The organism is Paenibacillus humicola (assembly GCF_028826105.1).
Classification (GTDB): Bacteria; Bacillota; Bacilli; order Paenibacillales; family Paenibacillaceae; genus Paenibacillus_Z; species Paenibacillus_Z humicola.
Window position 1 is genome coordinate 276,599 of record NZ_JAQGPL010000001.1, and the last position, 26,226, is coordinate 302,824.

The window sequence follows — 26,226 nt, forward strand, 5'->3', positions numbered from 1 at the left end:
CATTAGTCCCCAAGGGGCGGTTTTTCTTCGATCCGAAGAAAATCGCCCTTTTGGCGCTGCCGGCGTCCGTTCGAGGCCGTCCGGCTTTTGCCTTGGCAGTGGCCGAATCTCGGCTGAAGCGGGAAAAGAATAGCTGCCGATCTCCATTCATGTGAATAAGAAGCAGACAGAGGTTGGATCATAATCCCTAAGGAAGCGAAAATAGGCTATTGAAAATGTGTCGGATTTGTTACAATGGAGGCCAACAACCATTTGGAGGGATCATCATGACAAGCTCCAGAATCTTAAAGGTGATTACGGGACTGTTCGAGCTCGCATTAGCCATTCCGCTGCTTGGGGGCAGCCTCGTCATCGCCAGCGGTTACTCGCTCCTGGGCTTCATGTTTATTCTCCACCTCGTGACCCTAACGCTTTCCTGGTTTAATAAAGAGCCGTTCTACGGCTCCGTGCTTGGCGTCATCACTTCGGCTTTGGCATGGATCCCCATCGTCGGATGGATGCTGCATTTGCTTTCCGGCATTTTGCTGCTGATTTCGTCCGCCCAAAGAGGGAGACGCGCCGTATCGTAAGCCCGGTTCCGGCTGGAGAACAAATCGGGCGTTCTTAGGGAACGCCCGCAATGGGGATTCGCCGCTCTTCAGCCGGAACGCAACGCCGGCAAAAGGGCGGCGAGCCGGAACACAGTGCCCGTAAAGCGGCGGCGTTTTGCCAAGACGTGCACTAATGCAAAAAAAGGCGACGGCGGTGTGCCGGAATTCAATGCCGGCTGCTTGGACATCCGGGACGACGAGCCTTTTTTATTGAGCGCTCTCCATTATTTATGAGGTCCGGTTCCGTGTCGGCCTTCCTTTTAGGGCGGAGTCGGCCTAATTCATACACAGCGTTAACATTTAATGGGATTCCATTCCGAGCATGTGGATGATTGAAACTGTGGATAAGTGAATAAATGCGTAAAACTGCACCAGGTAAAGGGCTGCCGTTCGAGCGTGCATGTGCACAAGTTTGAGGATAACTTTGTTGAGACCGTCGTCAATTGTATTCCGCTGCTATGGAAAGCGCCGGGAGTCAGTCCAGCGTTTTCAGCAGCGCATACAAATAATCGACCGACTGCATCGTGTACTCCAGCCGGAGCAGCTTGCCGTCTTTCAGGAGAGCCAGAGACGGAACGGAAGAAATTTTCCACTCGGCCGTAACGGCCGGCGCGAAGTTAATGTTGAGCTTATAAAGGTCGGCGGATACGGACGCCGCCTTCGCGATTTCGAGCATCCGTTCCGCCAGCTTGCACGTCCCGCAGAACGGGGTGTGGAACAGGACGGCGGCTTTGCCTGTCCCTGCGCGCATCATCGCGATTAACTCGGCTTCGCCGATTTCGGGCAAGCCCATGTCCGCACTCCCTTTCCGTTATGCTGCATATATGAAAAGCGTACCACGAAAATCGGCAAAGTTGAACTCCGCGCCGCGGCTGCCGGAAACAATTCGGAATTATGCACAGAGTTATACACATCGCCCACAGTAAGAAGGCCCATGAAAGTCAAGGTTCTCCACGAATATATCCACATATCCACAGTTTGTAGTGTCCACAGCTTCTTGCAGGACAAACAAAACTGTGCCCGATCCGGTTCACATCATCCCTTCCCTACCGATAGTTTCAAAAAATACCACCTTGTTCCTTTACCTCCGCGGGTTTAAAATAGAAGCGCATTTGAGAAAACGGAGAAGGAGCGATTGCATGCAGACCATCGCCGTTACGGGAGGAAGCGGGAAGCTGGGCGTCCGGGTAGTCGAGGAATTGTTGAACCAGGGCTTCCGCGTTGTCTCATTGGATGAGAGGCGGTCCGATAAGCTGAACTGCAGGCAAATTCAAACCGACCTGTCCGATTTCGGCCAAGTCGTGAGCGGTCTGCAGGGGGCTGGCGCCGTCCTGCACCTGGCTGCGATCCCCGCGCCGCTCGGGTATACGAACACCCATATTTTCGCTAACAACGTCCTGTCCACCTATCACATACTCGAGGCGGCTTCACTGCTCGGCATCCCGAAGGTCGCGGCCTGCTCAAGCGAGTCGGCATACGGCTTCGCATGGGCGTCGAAGCCTTTCGCGCCGCAGTATGTGCCGGTGGACGAGGCGCATCCGCTGCTGCCGCAGGAATGCTACGGGCTGTCGAAACAGGCCGGCGAGCTGGCGGGGGCGATGTTTCACCGCCGTACGGGCATGCAGGTCATCGCGCTGCGGTATTCCATGATCGTCGCGCCTCACGAATATGAAAAACACGCGGTTACCGACCCGGAGCGGTACACCCGCATTTTGTGGAGCTACATTGACATCCGCGATGCTGCACAGGCGGGTATTGCCGCGCTTCGATTTGACGGCGGCGGGTTCCATGCCCTGAATATTACGAGTGACGACACGCTAAGCGATTGGCCGACCGAACGGCTGTTGGACCGGTTTTTTCCGGAGCTGAAGGACCGTCGCGTCTCATTCGAAGGCCGGGAGGCGGTCGTCAGCAACAATTTGGCGAAACAGGTGCTGAACTGGTCGCCGGCATACTCATGGACATCGGCTTAAATAAGCGAATTACCAGATTACTCCGTGTTGACGCAAATCGGGTACGAGTTTGTGTAAGCGGATTCCCGCGGGTCATTTTGCGCGAGGTGCCATGGTGCCCGTAATCGAATGAAGGCTTCGATACCCCTCTCGGGGCGTCCGAAGCCTTCTTCAATGATTGAAAAGGTTATCTCTTCGCCTTCCTCACGCGATGGATCGAAAGGAATGAAACTCGTTCCGCCGCCAAAAGACAGCGCCTGCCGGTTTTATGCGGCGGCGCATCCCGCATGTCCCGTTGCCGATCCATATTCCGTTCCGCGAATGACCAGCCAGTGCTTCGCCAAGGGGGACTGGATTTATCGCGGAAACGAAGTTATCAACAGGTTTATTCACAAATTTCACAGCAAATATCCCCAGAATTTCGGGAATTTTCAATTGTTATCCACATATCCCCGGCAAGGTTATTCACATTACGGAGACGCCTTGTGGGCGGACAACGTATGGCTATTGAAGCGGAGCGCCGCCCGGATACGGGAATTGGCTGGAATAGCCGCTGAACTGCTGGTAAGCCTGATCAATTTTTTGCTGCTGCTCCGCTTCCAGCTTGTAGTGGCCTTTGCGGAACATCAGCTCGAACAGGCCGTACTGGCACTGGTGGGTTTCCGTCAAAATCATCATCAGGTCCTCGTGAAGAGCGGCATGGCTTGCTTCCCGGACCGATACGTTGAAGCTGTCGGTCAAATATTTTTCCGTCGCCAAAATATCGTTGAGCCGGTCGCGGTCGTTCAGCTCGGGTCCTTTGACCTGCGGCTCGTAAGGCGGCTTCGGATTTTTAATCGTCGTCTGAGACGGATTTTGGCTCTGGCTCTGATTTTGCATTTGGTTTTGATTTTGATTTTGATTTTGGTTCATTTGCGGCGCCTCCTGTCTATTGTTGGGATTGGGGCTGCGGAACGTTTTTCATTTGCTGCACATTGTCATTCTGCAAATGCCGAAGCAGCAGTTCGTAATGACGCTGATGCATTTGGCCGGCCTGGTCGATCGCCTGAGCGATTTCGGAGTCGGAGCATTCGGCTGCAAAATGCCGGCATTTCTTCATCGCCAGCAGCTCCCACGACAATTGGTCCTTCAGGTACTGCGCGTCTTTAATCGTCACGACTTGGGGCGGCGTCTGCATCACCGCTTGCGGCTGCGTTTGATTTTGCGTTTGGTTCTGATTTTGCTGCATGAGTGATCTCCTTTGCGATGGATTTGACCATAGTTTGTCTCGATTTGAAATTTTTAATCTTCGGCTATATTTATTGTCAAATATCCGACTTCGAGTTGTTGAAGAAATAAACCTTGATGTAAGCGGATGTTACGTTATAAAATACTATTGCGTTCTTTAAAAAGAACAATCTTCGTTTTTATCATACCTGTCAGGACGTGAATTATGAAAATCTGCACCATAACCTGCCATAACGTCTATAATCATGGCGCTTCGCTGCAGGCTTATGCTTTGATGAAGTATTTAATGAAATGCGGACATGAAGTGGAAATTATCGATTATAGACCGGGCTATTTAAGCAGCCAATACAAATTGACGAATGTGAACAGCCCGAAGTGGGAACGAAATCTGTTCACGCGGTTGATTTACATTACGCTGAAGCTGCCGTTTCGAATTAGAGGGTTGAAGCGAAAGCGCAGCTTTGACGCGTTTACCAAGCAATATTTGAAACTAACGCCTGCACGCTATTCATCGTACGAGGAACTGAAGTCTGCTCCACCGCAGGCTGAAGCATACATTTGCGGCAGCGACCAAATATGGAACAGTCTTCATCGAAATGGAAAGGACCCGGCATTCTATCTTGATTTTATCCCCGACGGGATAACGAAAATGTCCTACGCCGCAAGCTTTGCAACCGATACAATCGCGGACGAGTACAAGCCCCTGGTAAAGAAGCGGGTAGAACGATTGAACGGTATCGGCGTCCGTGAATCAAGCGGAATTAAAATTCTGGAGGAATTGGGTGTAAAAGATGCGGTCAATGTGCTGGATCCTGCATTTTTATTGACAAGCAGCGAATGGGACCAAGTCGGGGCGGAGCGCTTCGATGAACCTTACATACTGATTTACGACTTCGACAACAGCCAAATGATCAAAGATATCGCTTTGAAGCTGAAGAAAAAATACGGGTACCGGATTTTTCTCGTCAATCCCAACAAGCTTGGATATGCGGACCGATATTTTACCTATGACGGCCCCTCCACCTTCGTTTCGCTGATCCGGGATGCCAAGCTTGTCATCTCCAACTCGTACCATGCGGTCGTATTTTCGATTATTTATGAAACGGAATTTTTTATCGTGAACCGGACAGAAGCAATCAACACGCGGATGAGAGATTTACTGAACGACTTAAATTTAAGTTCCCGGCTTATTGGCGAAGGAACCCGGAGCGAACGGCTCACGGAACGAATCGATTTTAAGGAGAAGAAAAAGCGGCTGGAGGAGAAGATCGCATTCTCCAAACGGTATTTGGCGAGTTTATTAGAATCTTGATGGGTGGTCGGAATCTTCTATGAAGAAAATCCTGTTCGTGATCGATTCCTTAAGCAGTGGCGGCGCGGAAAAAAGCCTCATTTCGCTGTTGTCGTTATTTGATTTTAATCGCTACGAGGTCGACCTGCTGATGTTTTCAAAAAAGGGACTGTATTTGCCTTTAATTCCAAAGAGCGTCCGGGTTCTCGAGACCCCTTCTTTTTTGGGGAAAATGGCCGCGGGTATTCCTGAATTGATCAAAAAAAAAGAGTTTGAAGTGCTGTATACCCGGATTGGAGCATCGCTCGCCCTTCGTAATCCTTCTAAAACAAGTCGCATGCACCGTTCCCAAATCAGTTGGAAGTGGTTATCGAAGGGGGTAGGAGGGTTAGCCGGTGAATATGATGCCGCCATTGCGTACAGTCAAGGCATGCCCACTTATTTTGTTGCGGAAAAGGTCCGGTCACGGAAAAAGTTCTGCTGGGTTAATACGGATTACAAGACCGCCCCGTATAACAATTCGTTCGATGCTCCTTACTATGAGCAGTATGACCAAGTCGTTGCCGTTTCCGACGTCAATAAAGAGGTGTTTGTCCGCGAGATGCCATTGGCGCAAAAGAAAACGACGGTTGTTTACGATATTGTATCGCCCGAATTGATCCGGTCCATGGCCTTGCAGGGAGAAAGCTTTAATGACGGATTCCGGGGTCTGCGGCTGCTTACAATCGGACGTCTGGTTGAAGTCAAAGGGTACGATTTGGCGGTAGAGGCATGCCGTCTGCTTGTCGACCGGGGATATGATTTAAAATGGTATATCATCGGAGAAGGACCTTGGCGGGACAAGCTGATCGAAATGATTCGCAGACTTCGTCTGGAGGAGCGCGTCGTACTTCTGGGGACGTACCACAACCCTTACGGGTTTCTGAAACAATGCGATATTTATGTACAGCCCTCCCGGTATGAAGGCTTCGGACTCGCGATTGCAGAGGCCAGGGTATTGAGGAAGCCCATTGTGGCGACAAATTTTACAACCGTCCATAATCAATTGAAAAACCGGGAAAACGGTTTAATAGTCGGGATGACACCCGGTGAAATATCGGCAGGCATTCAGGAGTTAATCGATGACGGTGGTCTAAGACGCGATTTATGCAATCATCTGGCCGCCGAACAGATTGGGACAGAAGAGGAAATTTTTAAAGTCTACAAACTTATCGAGGCGTAATTCGCGGGGATGAAATGAGGAAATAGAGTGAGAGTCAAGAAAGCTAGCATAAATGTGCTCGTTAACCTGTTGACGTTTATCATCGGTTCCTTCCCGGCGTTCTTTGTCCGCAAGGCGATGCTGACGGCGCTTGGCAATGAAATACTTGGTCTCAGCTCCTTATATACGAGCATTATCGGCTTGCTCTCTATTGTTGACCTGGGCATCGGCAGCGCAATTATTTTTTCGTTATACAAACCGTTTGCCGAAGGCCGACGGGAGAAAGTCATGGGCTATATGCGATATTACCGGAACTTTTATTTTGCTGTCGGCGGCATTATTCTTATGGCGGGGCTGGTATTACTCCCTTTCCTCCGTTTGTTTATTAGGCAGGAAGTGGACATCGCCGACGCGCAGATGTATTTTCTGTTATTTTTAGCGAATACCCTGCTTAGTTATTTATTTTCGTATAAGTTATGCCTTATTCAAGTGGCACAAGACGGTTATATCGTTTCGATTGCAACCGTCATAAGCAAGTTGGCGATTGCCGTTCTTCAATACCTCATTTTAGTCCACTACCCAAACTTTTGTCTGTATCTCTGGATTCAGATTGCGGTTAATGCCGTTTATTTTATGGTTTTAAACCTTTATGTGAAGCGTCGTTTTTCGTGGATGAATTCGACCGAAGGAAGTTTGGAAACCGAAGAGAAGCGATCGCTGTCGCGTAACATCCGAGCATTGTTTCTGCACAAACTTGGCGGCATTCTCGTGCTCGGAACGGATAATTTGGTCATCTCCTCTTACCTCAGCTTGACGGTTGTAGGGATTTATAACAGCTATATGCTGGTCATTGGCTCCTTGCAGGGAATGATATCTTACGCGCTTCAAGGCGTAACGGCAAGCGTCGGGAATCTGCTGGCGACAGGAGATGAAGCTGGAGCGTACGATGCCCACCGGCGGTTGTTTTTTTTAAATTTTTGGATCGTATCCTTCGCGACCATCTCGTTATACAACACTTTAAGCCCTTTTATCTACCTATGGCTGGGCGATCAGCAAATTTTGGATCCATTGACGATCAATGTACTATTGATCAACTTTTATTTTTTCCTGATGCGCGGCTCAGTCGAACGCTTTAAGGAAGGCGGGGGAATCTATCATCAGGATCGCTTCGCTCCTGTGTTCGAGGCAGGAATTAACCTCCTGGCTTCCGTTATTCTGGTACAGAAGATCGGACTGGCAGGGGTTTTTATCGGGACCTTGATCAGCAACATCGGCGTTGTTTTCTGGGTAAAGCCCAAAATGGTGTACAAATATGTTTTTAAAGTGAGACTCGGCCTATATTTCAAGATGTATATCAAATACTTGGCCATTGGCGTCATTCCTCTAGCGGCCACTTATTTGGCTACAAATTCACTAAAGCACGATCACAGCTTCTCGGCATTCGTCGCAAATTGCCTGATCAATATCGTATTGATTAATGCCATTTACCTTCTTTTATTTTGGAATAACAAAGAGTTCGCTTACTTCAAGGCGTTATTGTTATCCCTGTTAAAAAAGGCGCTTCCGGCTGAACGCGGCGGAATTTGAACGGAACGGAGGGTGGAAATTGAATTTGCAGAACCGGGACAAGTTGGCCGAGCTGGATTTTGTGAGAGCGATCAGCATTATTGGCGTCGTTGCCATCCACGTTTCAACGATTGCGATGACGAAACTATCGACAGATCCGTTTTCTCTTTTTATTAGCGTGATATTCAATCAGCTCAGCAGGTTTTGTGTACCTGCGTTTTTATTCGTGTCAGGGATTCTGGTTTATTATAGCTGCAAAAGAAACCGTTATTCAGCTCTATTAAAACGAAGGGCCGTTGAACTTGTGATCCCGTACATCGTTTGGTCGATGATTGGCATTCTTCTGTTTCCTCCGCTTCCCATAAACTTTAAGGGAATCGTTATGATTTTTATTACCGGAAACGGGCCGTTCTACCAGCTCTATTATATCCCTCTGCTTATTCAGCTGCTCCTTCTGCTCCCTGCGCTCTTAAGGCTCCGAATAGGAAAGCTAGCGGTCGGTTCATTATTTTTTGTAACGCTGTTCGTTTGCAGCATCTATCAGGTTCTCATCATAGCGAGTAAAATTCCGACAGAATGGCTCGGTTGGAGCAATTTAGCTTTTCAATCCACTTTCCTGTTGTGGCTTTTATATTTTGTTTCGGGGCTGCTTGCTGCCAAACATTATCCGACGTTCGTTAAATGGATAAAATTTGTGCCGCTTTATCGCTTCATTGGGATTTTCGCAATTTTTACGATAATGTTGTTAATTGATGCCTACCTTAATATGGATTTTTTTCAGCGTGACGAACTGTATAGTTATTTCAGGGTTACGGTTGTCCTGTTTTCCTGTTCCGCAATCGCGTTATTAATGAAGCTGGGCATGAAACGAAGATCGAATCTGTTTTCTTGGCTGTACGAGCATTCATTCGGCATTTATCTAGTTCATGTTGCGGTTATAAGGGGAATTGAGCAAGTCAGTCTTCTACCCTTCTCGAATGGTTTAGGGATTATTGTAACGACAGCATTAACGGTTGTTGTTTCCGGTTGTATCGTGATGCTGATCAAAAAAAGCCCGCTGGCCGTTTTGCTGGTCGGCAGAAAATAAAAGCGGGTTAAAACGGAAGAGGAGAAAACGAATGAAACGAAAATCATTTTTAATGCTTGTCATCCTATCACTTGCCTTACTTTTGGTGATTTCGGATTATCCCAGCAGCGGAGTGACTCATGTATACGGCGAAGGGACGACGGAAACCGGCATTGCTAAAGCGTACGTGGTTGAGCTTTCTAGATGGGGCATACATAACGACGGTACGGATGCAGCGGATACGACGAAAGGGATTAATGATGCCTTAGAGTGGGCAAGTAAAAACGGATATGGCACTTTCAAGCTGCCCTCGGGAACCTATCTGATTGACAAAGACGGCTCCATCGGCATGGTATCCAATATGCAGTTCGTGCTTCCACCGGACGCCGTGCTTCAAAAGGAAACGAACGGAAAAGAAAATTATGAAATCATGAGTATTGCATATGGGGTCCATGATGTCACGCTGATCGGCGGAACCTATCGCGGGGATAAAGATACGCACGATTATTCGAAGAAGGATGCTCCTTCAAGCTATGGAACGCATGAATTCGGCTTCGGTATCCATACCGCGGGTGCCGAAAATCTGACGATTGACGGGATAAAGGCTTTAAATTTTACAGGGGACGGCCTAATACTGGACGGTTACGGAAAAGGACTCAAGGGGGTCAATGCGGGCGATTTTGTTGCCGGTTCCATTGACGAACTTGGCCGTGTAACTGCAAACGGCAAAAAAATTCGAACAGCTGCTTCATTCAAATTGAATGACCCTTTATTACAAAAGGATCCCCATTTTGAGCTTTCAAATGCCATTGGCCTTCCATCCCAATTCGAAATTTACTTTTACAAGGCGAATGGCGGTTTTTTGAAAAAGGTAAGCACGAAAGTGCGCGATTCGATCACAATTCCTGACGGCGCTGCGTCCTGTTACCTGGTGTTCAACACCTCTTTAGCTTCAGCTAAAGGCGCTCATATTGAATATTGGTACCGCAAGCAGACAAGCAACGTTGTGGTGAAAAACTCGGAGTTTGCCTATAACCGGCGGCAGGGAATTACCGTCGGCGGAGCGAATAACGTGACGATTACCGGCAGCACCTTTCACGATATTAAAGGAACCGCTCCTCAATCCGGTATTGATGTGGAAGGGGGATACGCGGTTAACGGATTTTTAAACAGCAACATAAATATAGTCAACAATGAATTTTATAATAACGCCGCATATGATATCGTATTGTTCGATGGCCGAAATGCCAGGGTGGAGAATAACCATTTGGCTTCCAGCGGAAAAATTGGATTGGCGGTTTCCAAGCCGTTCAGCGGAGCGAAGGCGGTTCGCAATCATTTTGACGGAACCGGATTAATTGCCGAAAAAGACGGTGTGTTCATCGATAATACGATGAATGATGGAAGCGCTCATTTTACAGGCTCCACGATTGCCATTAACGGCATGGAACTTTCGGATTCCTTGCTGCTGATCAATACGAACACAAAGTTTGGCGTCAAAGGCTCGGACATCAAATTGGTTAATCATAGCAAATCCCAGTCGGGACTCCGAATTCTCGGGCAGCCGGTGCTACTTCAAAATACATCGATTGAGGGCGAGCCGACACTGCGTGCCTTTACGGGAACTTCCGCAGAAGGCAGTATTTTTGAAGGCTTTAAGGTGACGGGTTACAACACGAATTTCTCCCTTGATCTACCTCCGGGGACGTACACGAACTGTGAATTCCAGGGGTCGGAGAAAGGACAATTCGGCGCGCTTAACGTCAGCCAGCCAGGGAAATACGTTTTTCAAGGCTGCACTTTTCATTCGAACGCCATATCGGCCGTCAGTATGACCGCAAACAACCCGAAAACAAACCTGGTCATCAAGGATTCGACATTCGAGCTGGCTGGAAATACGCAGGCGTTAAATATTCAAGCGGTAAAGCGGGTTTGGCTGGAGAATAACACCGTTCACGCGATGCATATGACTTCGGCTAAAACGGAATTGATTAAACTAAACAACAATGGCGCACAGAGCAGACCGTCCGCTATCCTGAGCGCAACGTTCATCGGCAATCGTATAAACGCCAATATAAAAACAATCGGGATATCGACGATTTATGCCGGGATCGGAGCGCCCCCCTATTTGCTGGAGAACAATAGTTTAATCAATGCCGCCTTATTGACGAAGCCAAATGATATCAGGAGTAACAATATCCTGAAGTGATAGCAAGAGCGCCCCTTTGGTGAATTAGGGGCGCTCCTCGTTTAGACGCGATAACGTAAGAACGGTGATTTCGGGACGGCACAAGAAACGGAACGGATAGTTCGACATGCCGATACCTCGGTTTGTGTAGAGGAGAAGCTTGCCTTCTCCCAGCCTATATAATCCTTGCGGGTATTTCCGCGCCATTTCGGGCAGCACCAAAGGGCCGATTAAAGGCAGACGAACCTGACCGCCATGACTATGACCTGACAATTGCAGGTCGACGGGATAACGAATCGTTTGGTCTGCAAAATCGGGTTCGTGCGCAAGCAGCATCGTGAATCGATTTAAATCGACCCGTTCAAAGACGGTTCGGTAGTTCGGAGACCCGAAAAAAAAATCGTCAATTCCGGCGATTTGGATCCGATCGCTCCCTTGTTCAATCACTGCCGAACGATTTGTCAGAAGAGTAAATCCGCCATCAACAAGCACTTTTTCCACATTGGAGACCCCGGCATCGTAATCGTGATTGCCGAGCACAGCCCATTTGCCTAAAGGAGCTTTCAAACGATTGAGCAGCATCGAGCATGCGGCCCCGCTTTTCCCAACGTGATTGTGATAAAGGTCTCCGGTGAAACAGATCATATCGGGGGAAAGCGCCTGTATCTGTTCGATCAATCTTTGCATACGGTCCAAGCCGAAATAAAAATCGAGATGAACATCGCTGAAATGAATGACCCGCTTGCCTGCAAAGCTCACGGGAATCCGCCGAAAAGCAAGCGTTCGATTAACAACGCTAATCATTCGAGGTTCTATAAAATGCGAATAACCGAGACCGGTTACGGATGCGCCAAGCAGCGCTCCTATCCAAAACCAGCTTTTTTTGAGAAAAGCCCTTCTTGACAGTTTTACATTCGGATCCATAAGTAACCCCATTACTCAGTCGTATTCGTTCTTTTATTATAGCATGATACCAATCTACTTCCAGCTTGCTTGACATGTTCAGCTTGCTTGACATGTTCGATATAAAGAACTAAAATGATAGGGTATTGTTCGTTAAGAGAAACAACATGGTGAGCGGGTGAAATCATGAACGAGGCGTTTTCGGAGTTAAATCCACCGGGTCGTAAAGGACCTGTAAAGGAAATCAACGTGAAGGAAATTGTTCATACCGTTAAGAAACGGTATTGGCTTGTCGTTATATCAACGCTTTTGTTCGTAATCCTGGGCACCGTCTACAGTTCGCTTCCCGAGACGCCTTTATATGCCTCTTCCGCCCGGATGGTTATTCGAACAGACAGTGCGGATATGCTTAGTACGTTGAAGGTGTTCTCCAGGGAACCGGTTGTCATGGAGCAAGTCATTCAAGAACTAAATTTACACCGCTCTCCCGATTCACTCAGAAACCAGATTCGGATATCGAGTCTGGACAATTCTTTAATCACGCTTATTACAGCCATAGACCCGGATCCTAAAACCGCGGCAGACATTGCCAATGCAGCTGCGTCTGCCTTTGCTGACCAGGCTGCGTCAACATTTAGTTTCCGAAGCATTCAAATTATAACGAAGGCCGAGCCCGATCCTACTCCGATTAACCCTCGAAGCAACAGAGCAATCTATATCGGCTTGTTTGCCGGAATTGCTCTCGGAATCGGTCTCACGTTTCTGTTAGACTCCCTGGATGATTCGGTAAAATCATCCCGGGATATTGAACGGTTACTGGGACTTCCGGTTCTGGGCACGGTTCAGGAAATGGGGAAGAAGGATTTGTCCGGCAAAAATAAGCGGAAAAGGAAGACGCACATTCGAGGTGAGACGATTGGCTCGTAAGCAGTCCAAACCAGCGCATTTTACAATTAGCGGCTGTCTGATTGCAGACAGCCATCCGGGGTCGGTCGCGGCGGAACAATACCGAATGATTCGAAACAATATTCGCTATGCTTCAAACGGAAGAAAGCTGAAGTCATTGGCTGTCACCTCCCCTTCAGAAGGTGAGGGTAAATCGACGGCAGCCGTCAATCTGGCGGTATCGATGGCACAGCGCGGGGACCGCGTATTGCTTGTTGATGCCAATGTAAAGAATCCGATCCTTCATTACATATTTAAGAGCGATGCCGCACCTGGACTCACGGATATTCTTATGGGTCAATCGGGGAGGGAAGAGGCCGCCATCCAGACGGAAATCGATGGATTGTCTGTACTGACTTGCGGCTCTCTTGTTTACGATGCGTCGGAACTGCTGGATTCGATATCGATGAATGCGCTGCTCGAGGAAGCGGAGAAGGACTACGATCTCATTGTTATGGATTGTCCTTCGGTACTCGGTACGGCAGACGCCAATGCATTGGCTGGAAAATGCGACGGCGTCGTTCTGGTGATAAAATGTGGAAAAACAAACCAGATTCGTGCAATCGAAGCCAAGAAAGCACTGGAGTTTTGCAAAACAAATTTGGTCGGAGCAATTCTAAATCAAGCTGTATCCGGCTAATTTTTTTGAAATGCCGTTCTTTATAAAGCACAATTGCTTTCGATAAAACGAAACAATAGAAGGGGGAGGCGAAAATTGGCTTATAAACAAAGGCTGGCCCTGTTAGTTGCAATGGATTCGTTCATTGTGCTTTCTGCGATCTTTTTCAGCCGCTTTTTAGTGACCGCCTCGCTGGATTTGCTCTCATTCCCAATTGTTTGCACCTCTGCTGCTCTGCTAATCAGTCATCATCTGTTCGCGTTTATGTACAAGCTGTACAAAAAAGCATGGGAGTACGCAAGCGTGGGTGAACTAATCATCATCACGAAGGCGGTCAGCTTATCTATTGCGGTGGGGGCACTCGTCCAGGTTATTCTAATTCAGGATATTTATTTCCGCATGATGGTTGTGACCTGGATGCTGCATATGCTGCTAATCGGAGGCTCCCGGTTTTTCTGGCGAGTAATCAGGGGGCGGTTGTTTTCGAAAAAGGAAGGGTACCGTAAGCGAACGCTCATTATAGGAGCAGGAGCGGCCGGGACGATGGTGGCCAGACAGCTGCTTTCGAACATGGAGAACGACATGCTTCCAGTTGCATTTATTGACGATAATCCCAGTAAGCATCATCTGGATATTCTTGGACTCCCGGTCGTCGGAAGCTCGGCGAGCATCGAACTGACGTGCCGGACGTTTAAAATCGAGCACATCGTTATTGCCATCCCGTCACTCAGCAAAGACCAGCTCAAAACGATCTACGACGAATGTGCCAAAACGTCGGCTAAAACGCAAATCATCCCAATGCTGGAGGATCTGGCCAGCGGGAAATTATCGGTCAGCCAGTTCCGCGATGTCCTAGTCGAGGATTTGCTCGGCCGCGAGCCAGTGGAGCTCGATTTAGAAAGCATCTCAGGTTATGTGACGGGGAAGGTCGTGCTCGTCACGGGCGCAGGCGGTTCGATCGGATCGGAAGTGTGTCGGCAAATTTCCCGCTTCAAACCGAAGAAGCTTGTACTGCTTGGCCATGGCGAAAACAGTATTTATTCGATCGAAATCGAACTCAAAGCAATGTTTCGCGACTCCGGCATTCAATTTTACACTGAGATTGCGGATTTGCAGGATGAAAGCAAAATTGTCAGCGTCATGGATGAACATAAGCCTGATGTCGTTTACCATGCAGCAGCTCACAAGCATGTACCGCTCATGCAGCGCAATCCGGAGGAAGCAGTCAAGAATAATGTCATCGGCACTCTCAATGCCGCGAAAGCCGCCGATTTGGCGAAGGTTGGAACGTTCGTCATGATTTCAACGGACAAGGCGGTTAACCCGACCAGTGTAATGGGTGCCACAAAACGCATCGCCGAGATGATCATCCAGCACATCGACCGGAGCAGCCAGACGAACTTTGTTGCGGTCCGTTTCGGTAACGTGCTTGGGAGCCGTGGCAGCGTCATTCCGCTTTTCCGGAAACAAATTGAGAACGGTGGGCCGGTTACAGTGACGCATCCCGATATGGTCCGTTATTTTATGACTATTCCCGAAGCCTCGAGACTTGTCATTCAGGCGGGGGCGCTAGCGCGCGGAGGCGAAATATTCGTGCTCGATATGGGGGAGCCGGTAAAAATCGTCGACTTGGCTAAAAATGTAATTCGCATGTCGGGCTACTCGGTGGAAGAGATCGGCATTCAATTTACGGGTATGAGGCCGGGCGAGAAGCTGTATGAAGAGCTCCTGAGTGCCGGTGAGATCCGCGACAACCAGGTCTACCCGAAAATTTACATCGGCAAATCGTCCGAAGTGAATTTCGCAGAAATCGAGGAAATGCTCAGTATTTATCAAACGCTCCCCATACTTGAGCTCAGGCAGCTGCTGCTGGATATTGCGAACAACAGGCCGAAGACTCATGATCTGATGACTGTAACGGGTTAGGAGTCAAAAAGGTGTCGGATCGAGTATGCAGCCCTCGTGCCGGAAGGAGATCGCCTTATGCACGGTAAAGTTTTGTTTTGCGCAACCGTTGATTATCATTTTAAAGCCTTCCATCTTCCGGTGCTGAAATGGTTTAAACAGTGCGGATGGGAAGTGCACGTTGCAGCAAGCGGTGAGCTGGACCTTCCTTTGGCCGATCTAAAATTTAACCTTCCAATTTCGCGCTCACCTTTTCATTCCCGAAATTGGAAGGCGTACAAACAGCTCCGGAGCATCATTCGACAGCAGGATTACGATTTGATTCACTGCCATACGCCGATGGGAGGCGTGCTTGCCCGACTGGCCGCTCGGGAAGCGAGGAAAGCCGGAACGAAGGTGATTTATACCGCACACGGTTTTCATTTCTGCAAGGGAGCTCCTCTTCAAAATTGGCTATTATATTATCCAATTGAAAAGCTGCTTGCTCGATTGACGGATTGCCTGATCACGATTAATAATGAAGATTTCAGTCTGGCCGTGAGCCGAAGATTTAATGCGGGACGAATTGCGCATATCCATGGAGTCGGGGTTGATACAGATCGCTTTCAACCGGTCTCGCTGTCCGAAAAGCTTCGGCTTCGGGAAGACTCGCCCTATAGTCCCGACGATCAGCTGCTCTTTTGTGCAGCCGAGTTCAACCGGAATAAAAATCAGCGTGTGCTAATCGAAGCGATTGCCCGGTTGAAGGACGAAATGCCGCAGGTCAAGCTGCTGCTTGCAGGCGAAGGCCCGATGCTGAATGAATGCAGACGGCTTACCGCCGAATTGGGTGTTGCCGAACGGATACATTTTCTCGGCTATCGCGCCGATATCGACAAGCTCCTTCCGATGTGCGATGCTGCCGTTTCCGGAAGTCTCAGGGAGGGGCTTCCAGTCAACGTCATGGAAGCGATGGCTTGCGGGCTTCCGGTCGTTGCTGCACGGAACCGCGGTCATCTCGAGCTCATCATCGATCAACGAAATGGCTATATCGCAAATCCCCACGACGCGGTAGATTTTTCTGCCCGAATCCGACTGTTGTGTGAATCTGCCGAATTGAGGCGGAGGATGGGATCAGAGAGTTTAAAGCTCGTACAAAAATATAACCTGAATCAGGTCCTAGATGAACTGTGCAATATATATAAGCTGTACATGGGACAGCCGAAATTGGAGCGAATGGAATGGTCGGTACAGTGACTGTATTGCACGCGGTCGTCAATATGAACCGCGGCGGGGCGGAGACGCTGTTAATGAATTTATATCGCAATATCGATCGTTCGAAAGTTCGATTTGATTTTTTGACAAGCAAACCTGGTATTTTCGACGAAGAGATTAAGCAGCTTGGAGGATATATTCATCGAATTCCTTATATTTCGGATGTAGGCCACTTTCAATATGTTAAGATGTTAAATCGTTTTTTTGCCGAGCATAAGGAGTACCGAGTCATTCACTCTCACATGGACAAAATGAGCGGGTTGGTTCTACGAGCTGCAGCACGAACAGGGGTACCGGTACGCATCGCGCACAGTCACAACACGATGAGCGAGGGCGGTTTAGCTGTACGAGCCTATAAGTGGCTCGCGGGAAAGTCGATTTCGTCATTAGCCACAAATTATTTGGCGTGCTCGCGAACGGCCTCGGAATGGATGTTTCCGGGGAAGGAATCCGAAGTTCAAATCATTAAAAACGGCATTGAAGGTGTACGGTTCGCTTTTGATCCCGGTAAACGCGCTAATGTCAGGAGTGAGCTGGGAATCGGGGAAAATACGTTTGTCATTGGCCACGTCGGCCGATTCCTGCCTCAAAAGAATCATGCCTATTTAATTGAACGCTTTGCAGAATTCAAATTGATCCATGGCAATTGCAAGCTTTTGCTGGCAGGAGACGGTCCTCTTCGTACTGAAATGGAGACATTTGCTGACAAGTTGAAGGTTAAAGATGATATGTGCTTTCTGGGAATACGAGACGACGTCGACAGTTTACTTCAATGCTTTGACGTAATAGTTTTTCCGTCGCTTCATGAAGGCCTTCCATTGACGCTTATTGAGGCTCAAAGAGCCGGCTTGACCTGTATTATTTCCGATACCATCACAACAGAGGTTGATCTTGGTTTCGGGCTGATCCAATCTTTTTCGCTGCGCGAGCCTAAGCGTTGTTTAAAAATGATTCGGGATGCCTCCCAACATCAGAAATCGAGAACAATATATTCGGACGATTTCACCCGCACCGGCTATGAGATCAGCGGGACAGCCCGATGGCTGCAAGATTTTTATTTATCTCAACTATAGGATCAACTCGAAGGAAAGCCATCGATGTCTAATAAATAATTGGAAATGGATTGAGGTGAATCATGAGTACGTTGACTGTCTTTACGCCCACGTTTAATCGAGCGTATTGCCTTCATCAATTATACGAAAGTCTTATACGTCAAAGCTGTAAAGATTTCGAGTGGCTAATTATCGATGATGGATCGACCGATCAAACGCGTATATTGGTAGAGCAGTGGACGGCCGAGAAAAAAGTGCCGATTCGTTACGTGTATCAAAATAACCAGGGCATGCACGCGGCGCATAACACGGCTTACAAGCTGATCGACACCGAACTGAACGTTTGCATTGATTCCGACGATTATATGCCGGATCAAGCCGTGGAGCATATCGTTACATTTTGGAAAAACCATGGCAGCGATCAATACAGCGGTTTTGTGGGGTTGGATTGTTACAGCAACGGAGAACGGGTAGGCACGAAATTGCCGGAGCATCTAAAGTCATCGACCTTGTTCAATCTTTACAATAAATACGGGGTGACGGGGGACAAAAAATTGGTTTACCGCACGGCATTGACACGCCAGTTTCCGTATCCCGTTTTTTCAGGAGAAAAATACGTTGGTCTAGCTTACAAATATTACATGATTGACCGGGATTACGAGCTTCTCCTTCTGAACAAAGTGTTATGCTGCATCGAATATTTAACGGACGGTTCTTCGTTAAATATGTTTAAGCAATATCGTAATAACCCGCGCGGGTTTGCCTTTTATCGCAAAGAGCTGATGAAGCTTCCCTTTGCAGGACAAGCTTTCAAATATAGACAAGCGGTTCATTACGTATCAAGCAGTCTGCTGTCCCGCAACAAAGATTGGTTTAAGGATACGCCTGCAAAAATGCTTACGATTGTGGCCTGCCTCCCGGGCTTGCTGTTATATTGGTTTATTCTAAGCAAAACGTAATTTCAGCTCCTGATTAGAGGGACTTGACGATGACAATCTTATGGTTAACGCTCTCCACTGCTTCCATGTTTTCATTCTTCGCAAGATATTTTGCCGTAACCGATCCGCAGACCCCTGCATTGGTGCGCCCGAATAAACTGATGGCATTTGCCGTCGCTTTTGTCCTAATTATGGTTTCGGGTTTGCGTAATAATATCGGTGATACGGTATTTTATATTCACACGTATGAGATTAACGATTTCAGCTGGAATTACATCGCACAGCAGAAAGATATCGGCTTTAATCTTTTTCAGAAACTACTGAAGAGCTTTACCACGGATCCTCAAGCATTTATTTTTAGCGTGGCGCTGATTACCAATCTGTTTATTGTTCTTGTCCTCTATAAATATTCGCGGCTGTTCGAATTGGCTGTTTATGTTTTTATTACGTCCGGCTCGTTTATCGTTTCCATGAACGGAATCCGACAATATATGGCCGCCGCTATCATTTTTGCTGCAACGAAATTTTTGATGGAGGGCCACTGGAAAAGGTATATGTTGACCGTTTTGATTGCCGCCTTCTTCCATCAAAGCGCATTGATTATGATTCCAATTTATTTCCTTGTACGAAGAAAAGCCTGGACCGGGACGACAATCGCATTGCTTGTTGTAGCAGTGCTCATCGTAGCGGGATTCAACCAGTTTCAGGATGTCCTTTTTTCCGCTCTTCAGGATACAAGCTATAGCGAGTATCAGAATTTTCAAGAAGGCGGCGCCAATATCCTGCGCGTTATTTTTTACGCCGTACCTCTTGTAGCGGCTTATTTGGGTAGAGAAAAGCTCCGGCTGTTATTTCCCAAAATCGACATTATCGTAAATTTAAGCTTAATTGGTGTTGTGCTAATGATCATTTCAACGCAAAACTGGATTTTTGCCCGGGTGGCCATCTATTTCACAATCTATCAAATTATTGTGGTATCCTGGGTGATCAAAGTTTTTCGGCAGAAAGACCAGAAACTGATTTATTTGATCACGATTTTCGTTTATCTGGTTTTTTTCTTTTATGAGAATGTGATCGTGCTTAATGTGCAATATGGCAGTGATTATTTGCATTGGTAGCAGGCAGGGAGTTGAATATAATGGAACGCTATCAACCCGATCGCGTTTTGCACGTCGTCAGCGCCATGAACCGGGGTGGTACGGAAACATTGCTTATGAACGTATACCGGGAATTGAACCGTTCGAAGCTTCAATTCGACTTCATATCCCATCGGGAAGACGAATGTGAATACGATAAGGAAATCATGGCGATGGGGGGGCGAATCATTTATATACCGAGCTTGGGGAAATCGGGACCGTTCACTTATGTGAAACTGCTGAGGGAGGCAATGGAGAATTACCCTTATAAGGCGGTTCATATTCATACCGATTTTCAAAGCGGGCTTCCCGCCTTGGCTGCCAAGCTGGCTCGAATACCGGTACGCATTTGTCATTCGCACAGCACGAACTGGAATAAAGGAAACGGCATAAAAGCCTCAATAACGCTGCGATTTCTCAAAGCTTTAATTAAGTTTGCAGCGACCGATTATTGCGCCTGCAGCGACGAGGCCGGATGGTTTCTGTTTGGCTATAAGCCTGTTAAGGAAGGGAAAGTACGGGTGATTCACAACGGAATTCCTGTTCAAGCATTCCTTCAAACCGGCCCCGGCTCCAGAATAGATGTGAGAAAACAGCTGGAAATTCCGGAATCCGCGTCGGTCATCGGACATGTCGGAACGTTCTCGTCGTCCAAAAACCAAGTTTTTATCCTTCACATTTTAAAACAGCTTCTTGTAAACGGTCATACCTTTTATGCCGTTTTTGCCGGGGATGGTCCAATGCGAAAGACGGCGGAGGAAACGGCGGCTGAGCTGGGAATCCAGTCGTATGTGCGATTTGCCGGTATACGAGGCGATATCCCGCAGTTGATGAAGTCATTTGATATTTTTGTTTTTCCGTCCTTGTTTGAAGGGTTTGGTATGGTTACGTTGGAAGCTCAGTGCGCAGGAACCCCATGCATTGCGGCGGATACAGTGCCAGTGAGCACGGATATGGGGCTTGGATTAATGACCTATGCTAAACTTGACAAAGGTCCGAAGGCTTGGTCCGAACTTATTCTTGAAACCATGACAAGGGCCAGTCCCGAGCCTCAGACGATCTTCCGTCAATTTTCAATCAGAGGGTTTAATATTACAGAGAGCATTTCGGAATGGCTCTCGATTTACGGTGATGAAAAGAGGGGGGCGCATTTATGAAGCGGCTCTTCGATTTGGCGGTAACGGTCCCAATGCTTCTCGTTTTTCTGCCTGTTACACTCATCATCGCGATGCTTGTCCGGCGAAGGCTCGGTTCACCCGTCATCTTCAAACAGCAGCGGCCGGGGCTGTACGGCAGGCCGGTTCACGTATATAAATTCAGGACGATGACAGGTGAAAAGGACGCTTCCGGGAAGCTGCTGCCTGATCATATCCGCCTCACGCCATTCGGCGCTTTTCTGCGCAAGTACAGTTTGGACGAGCTGCCGCAGCTGTGGAATGTCGTTCGCGGCGATCTGAGCCTGGTCGGTCCGAGGCCGCTCCTGATGGAATATTTGCCGCTTTATACGGCTGAGCAGGCCAGGCGGCATTTGGTCCGGCCGGGCATTACGGGCTGGGCGCAGGTGAACGGGCGGAACGCGATTACGTGGGAGGAGAAATTCCGGCTTGATACATGGTACGTTGACAACCGGAGCTTTCTTCTTGACATGAAAATTTTATGGATGACCTTGATCAAGGTCGTAAAATCCGAAGGAATCAGCAGCGGCGACCATGCAACGATGCCGGTTTTCCGAGGGAGCGGCGAATCACGATAACGATGAGCAGAGGATGAGCGCTATGTCAACGCAAGACCGCATTTACTTATCGGCCCCTCATATGAGCGGTAAAGAACTGGAATACATTCAGGAAGCTTTCTCGAGCAACTGGATCGCGCCGCTCGGTCCGAACGTCGACGCTTTTGAGTCGGAAATCGCCGCTTACGCGGGGGTCAAAGGCGCGGTTGCACTCAGCTCGGGAACGGCTGCGATCCACCTGGCGCTTCGTTTGCTGGGGGTTGAACGGGGAGACCGCGTGTTTTGCTCGACGCTCACCTTCGTCGCCAGCGCCAATCCGATCCTGTACGAAGGAGCTGAGCCAGTCTTTATCGATTCGGAGCCGGACACGTGGAATATGTCGCCCGAAGCGCTCGGAATGGCGCTCGCCGATGCCAAACGTGAAGGGAAGCTGCCGAAAGCGGTTATCGTCGTCCATTTGTACGGGCAAAGCGCCAAAATGGCGGAGATCGGTTCACTGTGCGACCGTTATGGAGTGCCGATCATTGAGGATGCAGCCGAATCGCTAGGTTCCGCCTATAAGGGACAAGCAAGCGGATCGATCGGCCGATTCGGCGTGTATTCGTTTAACGGCAACAAAATTATTACCACCTCCGGCGGAGGCATGCTGGTTTCCAACGACGAGGCCGCGCTTCGGCAAGCCCGGTTTCTCGCCACTCAGGCGCGCGACCCGGCTCCTCATTATCAGCACAGCGCAATGGGCTATAATTACCGGATGAGCAATCTGTTGGCGGGTGTTGGCTTGGGGCAGATGCAGGTGCTGAATGAACGCGTCCATGCGAGAAGGGCTATTTTTGAGCGCTACCGGGAAGCGTTCGCCGATGTGCAAGAATTCCAGTTTATGCCGGAGCTTGGCAATACCCGGTCGAACCGGTGGCTGACCGCGCTTACCATTGAGGAGCAGGGGGCCGGGACAGGTGTAACCGCTCTGCTGGATGCCCTTGCCGCGGAAAATATCGAAGCGCGTCCCGTTTGGAAGCCGCTCCATCTGCAGCCGCTTTTCAAAGGCGCGCGCTATTATACGGATCAAGCGGAAGAAAGCATATCCGAGCGGTTATTCCGCACCGGCGTATGTTTGCCTTCAGGTTCCAGCATGACGGCTGCGGATCAGCAGCGGGTCATCGACTGTATCAAGCATACGCTTCAGCTGTCTGCCGCGAAAATCGGCCGCTAGAAGCGAGCAGCCGTGCCTGCTAAGCTGCATTCAGCCGATTCATGACTGGCGATTTTGCTTTGCGCGACCGCGAAGTGCGTCGTCTTGGACGGAGCTGCTTTCGGGGGACACAGCGGCAGCGGAGCGCATAAGAATCTCGGCCGCATCAGCGGCGGCCGCACGATATCAGCTGCCGGAAGCGGCTGTCTCTTGCGAAAGCTGCCGCCGCCCAATACGGTATTTACCGCCGGCTGCTACAAATAACGTTCGCCGGCCGATCGTTTACGCACTGCCCGGGCCGGCGTGCCGTAAGCGACGCTGTAGCTTTCGATATCGGACAGGACGGTTGCACCCGCGCCGATAACCGAATGCTCGCCGATCGTTATGGAGTGGATCACGCTGGCGCCCAAGGAGATGGCGCTGTAGCCTCCGATCCTGACATTGCCGCCAGTCGCCGCGTTCGGCGCCAAACTGGCAAAATCGCCGACGATACAGTCATGATCGACCGATGCATGCGTATTCAGAATGCAGTGGGCGCCCAATTGCGAATCGCTGTTAGCTGCGGCACCGGCCATCAGTACGGTGCCTTCGCCGATACGGACACCTTTCGCGACCGATGCGTTCCGATGGACGGCTGTAACGAACTTAAACGTCGGGCAAATCGTACGGATATCGGTGACAGCTTTGGCCCGCGTCCAATTGTCGCCGATCGCCACGATTCCGCCGTAAACGTGATGTCGGTGAAGCCATTCATAGCCGCCCAGCACTTCATATCCGAAAAATGCGGTCCCTGCCGGCTTATAGCTGTCCAGCACGCCGACAATGCGGTGCCCGCCGCTTTTCTCTAGCACATCGATTACGGCTTTCGCATGGCCGCCTGCGCCGACAACGACGATTTCTTTCAACAAAACCATCCTCCAAATCGCTTCGCTTTCGTTTTTGTACGCTTTACCGGACATCTGATCTGTTACACATTGACAATATTCCAAGATCAGTGGTACGCTGTAAGGGTGTTCGTTAAATAGAACAACCGAAGTCATTTTTGTTCGTTATGATGCAAAGGAGAGGCCCATGGAAGACCGACTCACTCTCGATCAGGACGCATTTTCGATAGAGATGCAGCTTCTGCTGGTCATCCTGAGAACGGAAAATATGGAATACGTCGCCGAGAATGAACAGCATTTGCTGAGTGAGACGAATTGGAAAACGTTCATCGATCTTGCCAGGCATCATCGTGTCGAACCGTATCTTCATTATAAACTGAAACAGTTGACGGCGACAGGCATTCCTTCTTTCGTCAAGCGTACATTTAATCGGGATTACCGGGTGAATACGTTTCTTATGCTGCAGCTGTGCGGCGAAATCGAGCGGATTGGAAAACTGTTTGCCGAGCATGATATTCGGGCGCTTAATTTGAAAGGGCCTGTTATCGCAAAGGATCTTTACGGTGACGTTTCGCTTCGGACCTCCTGCGACCTGGATTTGGTTATTCCCATTTCGGATTTGCAGCGGGCCGAGGCGCTGCTTGCTGCTGAGGGCTATGTCAAGGACGACTATATCCATACCCTGCTGAACGATTGGAAATGGAGGCACCATCATACGACCTTCTCGCATCCGCAGAAACGTATCAAGATCGAGCTGCACTGGCGGCTGAATCCGGCTCCTTCCAAAAATCCCGGTTTTGACGCCTTATGGGAGCGGAGAAGGACGAGTCCGTCAATCGGCCGCCACGTCTACTATTTGGGAAAAGAGGATCTGTTTCTTTTCCTCGTCTCCCACGGAGCCCGGCACGGCTGGTCGCGCTTGCGCTGGCTGCTGGACATCCGACAGCTCCTGCAGCAGCAACCGGATCCGGACAAGCTTGTTCGTCTGTTGCACGACAACCTCTGCCTGCGCTCCGGAGGCCAGGCGATCGTGCTGGCTTCGGAGTTGCTTGACGCCGAGGCGGGCCCGGAGCTTGGCAAGTTAGCGGGCTCCGGGCGCTCAAGACGGTTGGCACGAGATACGTTGTTTTATTTGGAACGCATGGTTAATTTACATACACCCCCGGTTCCCGTCGAAGTGGAGCGGCATCATAAACGGTATTTGTTCGACTTGCTGACGCCGAGGCAGAAGCTGCTCTTTATTGCCAGCTTCCTCTTCCCGTATCCCGAGGACGCCGATACGCTTCCTTTGCCGAAGCCGCTGCATTTTCTATATGTGCCGCTTCGTCCTTTTCTATGGGCGTGGCGGAAACTGGCAGGTGCTTAAGAAATGAAAAAGCTTCTCATTGCCTCTTACGATATGGAGGTCGGCGGCGTCGAACGGAGCCTTGCCGGCATGCTGAACCGCTTCGATTACGAGAACTATGAGGTCGACTTAATGCTTTACCGGCATAAAGGGGAATTTATGGCATTGCTGCCGCCCGCGGTCAAGCTGTTAAAAGAATTGCCGCCTTATACAACGTTTCGCAAGTCGATCTCCGAAATTTTTCGCGAAAAACGGCTGGCGATCGGCTTTGGAAGACTGCTTGCCAAACTGCACGCCGATTGGGCGGGTAAGCTGAGAAGATCCGCGGAACCCGGTTATTACCAAATGCAGCTCATGTGGAAGTACACGCTTCCCTTCCTGCCCAAGCTGGAGCAGGAGTACGATGCGGCGATTAGCTACCTCTGGCCGCACGATTTCGTGGCCGAAAAAGTAAGCGCGAAAACGAAAATCGCTTGGATTCACACCGATTACTCGACTGTGTCGACTGAACCGGCATTGGATTTGGCGGTCTGGAACAAATTCGATGTGATTGTCGCCGTTTCGGAAGCGTGCAGACGGTCGTTCCTTGCCAAGTACGGCTCACTTCAAGATAAAGTGATCGTGATCGAAAACATGGCGTCGCCCCTATTTATCCGGATGATGGCGACCGAGCAGGTGACGAATCCGATGCTGCAGGACGGCCGCTTCAAGCTGATCACGGTCGCACGGCTGTCGAATGCCAAAGGCATCGACAACGCCGTGAGAGCGCTGGCGAGGCTCAGGGATCACGGATATCACGACATTGCTTGGTATGTGGTCGGGTACGGCGGCGACGAAACGATGATCCGGGATTTGATTGCTGAATACGGGCTGCAAAACAGCTTTATTTTGCTTGGGAAGCAGACGAACCCGTACCCGTTTATGCAGGCGGGCGATCTCTACGTTCAACCGTCCAGGTATGAAGGGAAGGCAGTAACGGTAACGGAGGCGCAAATTTTGGGAAAGCCGGTGCTCATTACGAATTATCCGACAGCGGCAAGCCAGGTGCGGGACGGCGTCGACGGCTGCATCACCGGATTATCGGTCGAAGGCATCGCCGATGGCATCGAGCTGCTGTATCAGGATGCCGGGCTAAAGCGCCGGTTGTCGGCCAATTGTGATCGGATTGATTATCAGAACAATAAGGAGCTGGACAAGTTGTACAAGCTGCTGCGTGCTTGAATTGATTAACTACAGGAAT

24 protein-coding genes are annotated in these 26,226 nt (G+C 49.4%); 19 read left to right on the forward strand and 5 right to left on the reverse strand.

Annotated features, from left to right (window positions below):
* Nucleotides 1-266: 266 nt before the first annotated feature.
* Nucleotides 267-569 carry a hypothetical protein gene (locus PD282_RS01325; protein WP_274648596.1) on the forward strand — a complete coding sequence of 101 codons (303 nt, stop codon included), beginning with the start codon at nucleotides 267-269 and terminating at the stop codon, nucleotides 567-569.
* 496 nt (nucleotides 570-1,065) lie between these two features.
* Here the strand turns inward: PD282_RS01325 and PD282_RS01330 are convergent, their stop codons facing one another.
* On the reverse strand, nucleotides 1,066-1,383 hold the full coding sequence (locus tag PD282_RS01330) for a thioredoxin family protein (RefSeq protein ID WP_274648597.1): 318 nt from the start codon (nucleotides 1,381-1,383) through the stop codon (nucleotides 1,066-1,068).
* A 346-nt stretch (nucleotides 1,384-1,729) separates the two neighbouring features.
* On the opposite strand from PD282_RS01330, the gene PD282_RS01335 reads away from it, so the two are divergent.
* Nucleotides 1,730-2,563, forward strand: coding sequence for an NAD-dependent epimerase/dehydratase family protein (locus PD282_RS01335; RefSeq protein WP_274648598.1), 834 nt, complete (start codon nucleotides 1,730-1,732; stop codon nucleotides 2,561-2,563).
* A gap of 483 nt (nucleotides 2,564-3,046) precedes the next feature.
* Here PD282_RS01335 and PD282_RS01340 read toward each other — a convergent pair whose 3' ends face one another.
* On the reverse strand, nucleotides 3,047-3,421 hold the full coding sequence (locus PD282_RS01340; protein ID WP_420832336.1) for a spore coat protein: 375 nt from the start codon (nucleotides 3,419-3,421) through the stop codon (nucleotides 3,047-3,049).
* A gap of 49 nt (nucleotides 3,422-3,470) precedes the next feature.
* Nucleotides 3,471-3,770 carry a hypothetical protein gene (locus tag PD282_RS01345; protein WP_274648600.1) on the reverse strand — a complete coding sequence of 100 codons (300 nt, stop codon included), beginning with the start codon at nucleotides 3,768-3,770 and terminating at the stop codon, nucleotides 3,471-3,473.
* Between the two features lie 204 nt (nucleotides 3,771-3,974).
* On the opposite strand from PD282_RS01345, the gene PD282_RS01350 reads away from it, so the two are divergent.
* The 5 genes from PD282_RS01350 to PD282_RS01370 are packed head-to-tail and all read left to right on the forward strand — an operon-like array spanning nucleotide 3,975 to nucleotide 11,102.
* Nucleotides 3,975-5,081 (forward strand): polysaccharide pyruvyl transferase family protein, encoded by a 1,107-nt coding sequence (locus PD282_RS01350; RefSeq protein WP_274648601.1) that lies wholly within the window; start codon nucleotides 3,975-3,977, stop codon nucleotides 5,079-5,081.
* Between the two features lie 19 nt (nucleotides 5,082-5,100).
* On the forward strand, nucleotides 5,101-6,282 hold the full coding sequence (locus PD282_RS01355; RefSeq protein WP_274648602.1) for a glycosyltransferase: 1,182 nt from the start codon (nucleotides 5,101-5,103) through the stop codon (nucleotides 6,280-6,282).
* Between the two features lie 27 nt (nucleotides 6,283-6,309).
* On the forward strand, nucleotides 6,310-7,848 hold the full coding sequence (locus PD282_RS01360; RefSeq protein ID WP_274648603.1) for a lipopolysaccharide biosynthesis protein: 1,539 nt from the start codon (nucleotides 6,310-6,312) through the stop codon (nucleotides 7,846-7,848).
* A 19-nt stretch (nucleotides 7,849-7,867) separates the two neighbouring features.
* A complete protein-coding gene (locus tag PD282_RS01365) occupies nucleotides 7,868-8,914 on the forward strand; it encodes an acyltransferase (RefSeq protein ID WP_274648604.1) in 1,047 nt (348 codons plus the stop codon).
* Between the two features lie 31 nt (nucleotides 8,915-8,945).
* Nucleotides 8,946-11,102 (forward strand): right-handed parallel beta-helix repeat-containing protein, encoded by a 2,157-nt coding sequence (locus tag PD282_RS01370; protein WP_274648605.1) that lies wholly within the window; start codon nucleotides 8,946-8,948, stop codon nucleotides 11,100-11,102.
* Nucleotides 11,103-11,126: 24 nt separating this feature from the next.
* Here PD282_RS01370 and PD282_RS01375 read toward each other — a convergent pair whose 3' ends face one another.
* A complete protein-coding gene (locus PD282_RS01375; RefSeq protein ID WP_274648606.1) occupies nucleotides 11,127-12,005 on the reverse strand; it encodes a metallophosphoesterase in 879 nt (292 codons plus the stop codon).
* Nucleotides 12,006-12,170: 165 nt separating this feature from the next.
* Between PD282_RS01375 and PD282_RS01380 the strand changes: the two genes are divergently transcribed.
* From PD282_RS01380 to PD282_RS01425, 10 genes are all read left to right on the forward strand, one after another.
* Nucleotides 12,171-12,911 (forward strand): YveK family protein, encoded by a 741-nt coding sequence (locus PD282_RS01380; protein ID WP_274648607.1) that lies wholly within the window; start codon nucleotides 12,171-12,173, stop codon nucleotides 12,909-12,911.
* A complete protein-coding gene (locus tag PD282_RS01385; protein WP_274648608.1) occupies nucleotides 12,901-13,569 on the forward strand; it encodes a CpsD/CapB family tyrosine-protein kinase in 669 nt (222 codons plus the stop codon). The genes PD282_RS01380 and PD282_RS01385 overlap by 11 nt, the downstream gene beginning before the upstream one ends.
* 75 nt (nucleotides 13,570-13,644) lie before the next feature.
* Nucleotides 13,645-15,474, forward strand: coding sequence for a polysaccharide biosynthesis protein (locus PD282_RS01390; protein WP_274648609.1), 1,830 nt, complete (start codon nucleotides 13,645-13,647; stop codon nucleotides 15,472-15,474).
* A gap of 57 nt (nucleotides 15,475-15,531) precedes the next feature.
* A complete protein-coding gene (locus PD282_RS01395) occupies nucleotides 15,532-16,689 on the forward strand; it encodes a glycosyltransferase family 4 protein (RefSeq protein ID WP_274648610.1) in 1,158 nt (385 codons plus the stop codon).
* Entirely contained in the window at nucleotides 16,674-17,780 is a 1,107-nt protein-coding gene (locus PD282_RS01400; protein WP_274648611.1) for a glycosyltransferase family 1 protein, read from the forward strand. The genes PD282_RS01395 and PD282_RS01400 overlap by 16 nt, the downstream gene beginning before the upstream one ends.
* A gap of 62 nt (nucleotides 17,781-17,842) precedes the next feature.
* A complete protein-coding gene (locus PD282_RS01405; protein WP_274648612.1) occupies nucleotides 17,843-18,718 on the forward strand; it encodes a glycosyltransferase family 2 protein in 876 nt (291 codons plus the stop codon).
* A gap of 29 nt (nucleotides 18,719-18,747) precedes the next feature.
* The gene (locus PD282_RS01410) at nucleotides 18,748-19,815 is read left to right on the forward strand and encodes an EpsG family protein (protein ID WP_274648613.1); all 1,068 of its coding nucleotides are present in this window, start codon (nucleotides 18,748-18,750) and stop codon (nucleotides 19,813-19,815) included.
* Nucleotides 19,816-19,835: 20 nt separating this feature from the next.
* The gene (locus PD282_RS01415; protein WP_274648614.1) at nucleotides 19,836-20,990 is read left to right on the forward strand and encodes a glycosyltransferase family 1 protein; all 1,155 of its coding nucleotides are present in this window, start codon (nucleotides 19,836-19,838) and stop codon (nucleotides 20,988-20,990) included.
* A complete protein-coding gene (locus PD282_RS01420) occupies nucleotides 20,987-21,586 on the forward strand; it encodes a sugar transferase (RefSeq protein WP_274648615.1) in 600 nt (199 codons plus the stop codon). The genes PD282_RS01415 and PD282_RS01420 overlap by 4 nt, the downstream gene beginning before the upstream one ends.
* Nucleotides 21,587-21,608: 22 nt before the next feature.
* On the forward strand, nucleotides 21,609-22,778 hold the full coding sequence (locus PD282_RS01425; protein ID WP_274648616.1) for an aminotransferase class I/II-fold pyridoxal phosphate-dependent enzyme: 1,170 nt from the start codon (nucleotides 21,609-21,611) through the stop codon (nucleotides 22,776-22,778).
* A gap of 233 nt (nucleotides 22,779-23,011) precedes the next feature.
* Here PD282_RS01425 and PD282_RS01430 read toward each other — a convergent pair whose 3' ends face one another.
* Complete coding sequence (locus PD282_RS01430; RefSeq protein ID WP_274648617.1) at nucleotides 23,012-23,662, reverse strand: acetyltransferase; 651 nt, start codon at nucleotides 23,660-23,662, stop codon at nucleotides 23,012-23,014.
* Nucleotides 23,663-23,828: 166 nt separating this feature from the next.
* On the opposite strand from PD282_RS01430, the gene PD282_RS01435 reads away from it, so the two are divergent.
* Entirely contained in the window at nucleotides 23,829-25,007 is a 1,179-nt protein-coding gene (locus PD282_RS01435; protein WP_274648618.1) for a nucleotidyltransferase domain-containing protein, read from the forward strand.
* A gap of 3 nt (nucleotides 25,008-25,010) precedes the next feature.
* Complete coding sequence (locus PD282_RS01440; protein ID WP_274648620.1) at nucleotides 25,011-26,207, forward strand: glycosyltransferase; 1,197 nt, start codon at nucleotides 25,011-25,013, stop codon at nucleotides 26,205-26,207.
* Nucleotides 26,208-26,226: the final 19 nt, after the last annotated feature.

What these genes read in the sequence shown, in the direction of transcription:
- PD282_RS01375 (WP_274648606.1), bottom strand. Translation starts at nt 12,005, where the DNA reads ATGGATCCGAATGTAAAACTGTCAAGAAGGGCTTTTCTCAAAAAAAGC.
- PD282_RS01370 (WP_274648605.1), top strand. Translation starts at nt 8,946, where the DNA reads ATGAAACGAAAATCATTTTTAATGCTTGTCATCCTATCACTTGCCTTA.
- PD282_RS01345 (WP_274648600.1), bottom strand. Translation starts at nt 3,770, where the DNA reads ATGCAGCAAAATCAGAACCAAACGCAAAATCAAACGCAGCCGCAAGCG.
- PD282_RS01380 (WP_274648607.1), top strand. Translation starts at nt 12,171, where the DNA reads ATGAACGAGGCGTTTTCGGAGTTAAATCCACCGGGTCGTAAAGGACCT.
- PD282_RS01330 (WP_274648597.1), bottom strand. Translation starts at nt 1,383, where the DNA reads ATGGGCTTGCCCGAAATCGGCGAAGCCGAGTTAATCGCGATGATGCGC.
- PD282_RS01405 (WP_274648612.1), top strand. Translation starts at nt 17,843, where the DNA reads ATGAGTACGTTGACTGTCTTTACGCCCACGTTTAATCGAGCGTATTGC.
- PD282_RS01420 (WP_274648615.1), top strand. Translation starts at nt 20,987, where the DNA reads ATGAAGCGGCTCTTCGATTTGGCGGTAACGGTCCCAATGCTTCTCGTT.
- PD282_RS01435 (WP_274648618.1), top strand. Translation starts at nt 23,829, where the DNA reads ATGGAAGACCGACTCACTCTCGATCAGGACGCATTTTCGATAGAGATG.
- PD282_RS01415 (WP_274648614.1), top strand. Translation starts at nt 19,836, where the DNA reads ATGGAACGCTATCAACCCGATCGCGTTTTGCACGTCGTCAGCGCCATG.
- PD282_RS01325 (WP_274648596.1), top strand. Translation starts at nt 267, where the DNA reads ATGACAAGCTCCAGAATCTTAAAGGTGATTACGGGACTGTTCGAGCTC.
- PD282_RS01440 (WP_274648620.1), top strand. Translation starts at nt 25,011, where the DNA reads ATGAAAAAGCTTCTCATTGCCTCTTACGATATGGAGGTCGGCGGCGTC.
- PD282_RS01425 (WP_274648616.1), top strand. Translation starts at nt 21,609, where the DNA reads ATGTCAACGCAAGACCGCATTTACTTATCGGCCCCTCATATGAGCGGT.
- PD282_RS01395 (WP_274648610.1), top strand. Translation starts at nt 15,532, where the DNA reads ATGCACGGTAAAGTTTTGTTTTGCGCAACCGTTGATTATCATTTTAAA.
- PD282_RS01400 (WP_274648611.1), top strand. Translation starts at nt 16,674, where the DNA reads ATGGTCGGTACAGTGACTGTATTGCACGCGGTCGTCAATATGAACCGC.
- PD282_RS01355 (WP_274648602.1), top strand. Translation starts at nt 5,101, where the DNA reads ATGAAGAAAATCCTGTTCGTGATCGATTCCTTAAGCAGTGGCGGCGCG.
- PD282_RS01340 (WP_420832336.1), bottom strand. Translation starts at nt 3,421, where the DNA reads ATGCAAAATCAGAGCCAGAGCCAAAATCCGTCTCAGACGACGATTAAA.
- PD282_RS01335 (WP_274648598.1), top strand. Translation starts at nt 1,730, where the DNA reads ATGCAGACCATCGCCGTTACGGGAGGAAGCGGGAAGCTGGGCGTCCGG.
- PD282_RS01350 (WP_274648601.1), top strand. Translation starts at nt 3,975, where the DNA reads ATGAAAATCTGCACCATAACCTGCCATAACGTCTATAATCATGGCGCT.
- PD282_RS01410 (WP_274648613.1), top strand. Translation starts at nt 18,748, where the DNA reads ATGACAATCTTATGGTTAACGCTCTCCACTGCTTCCATGTTTTCATTC.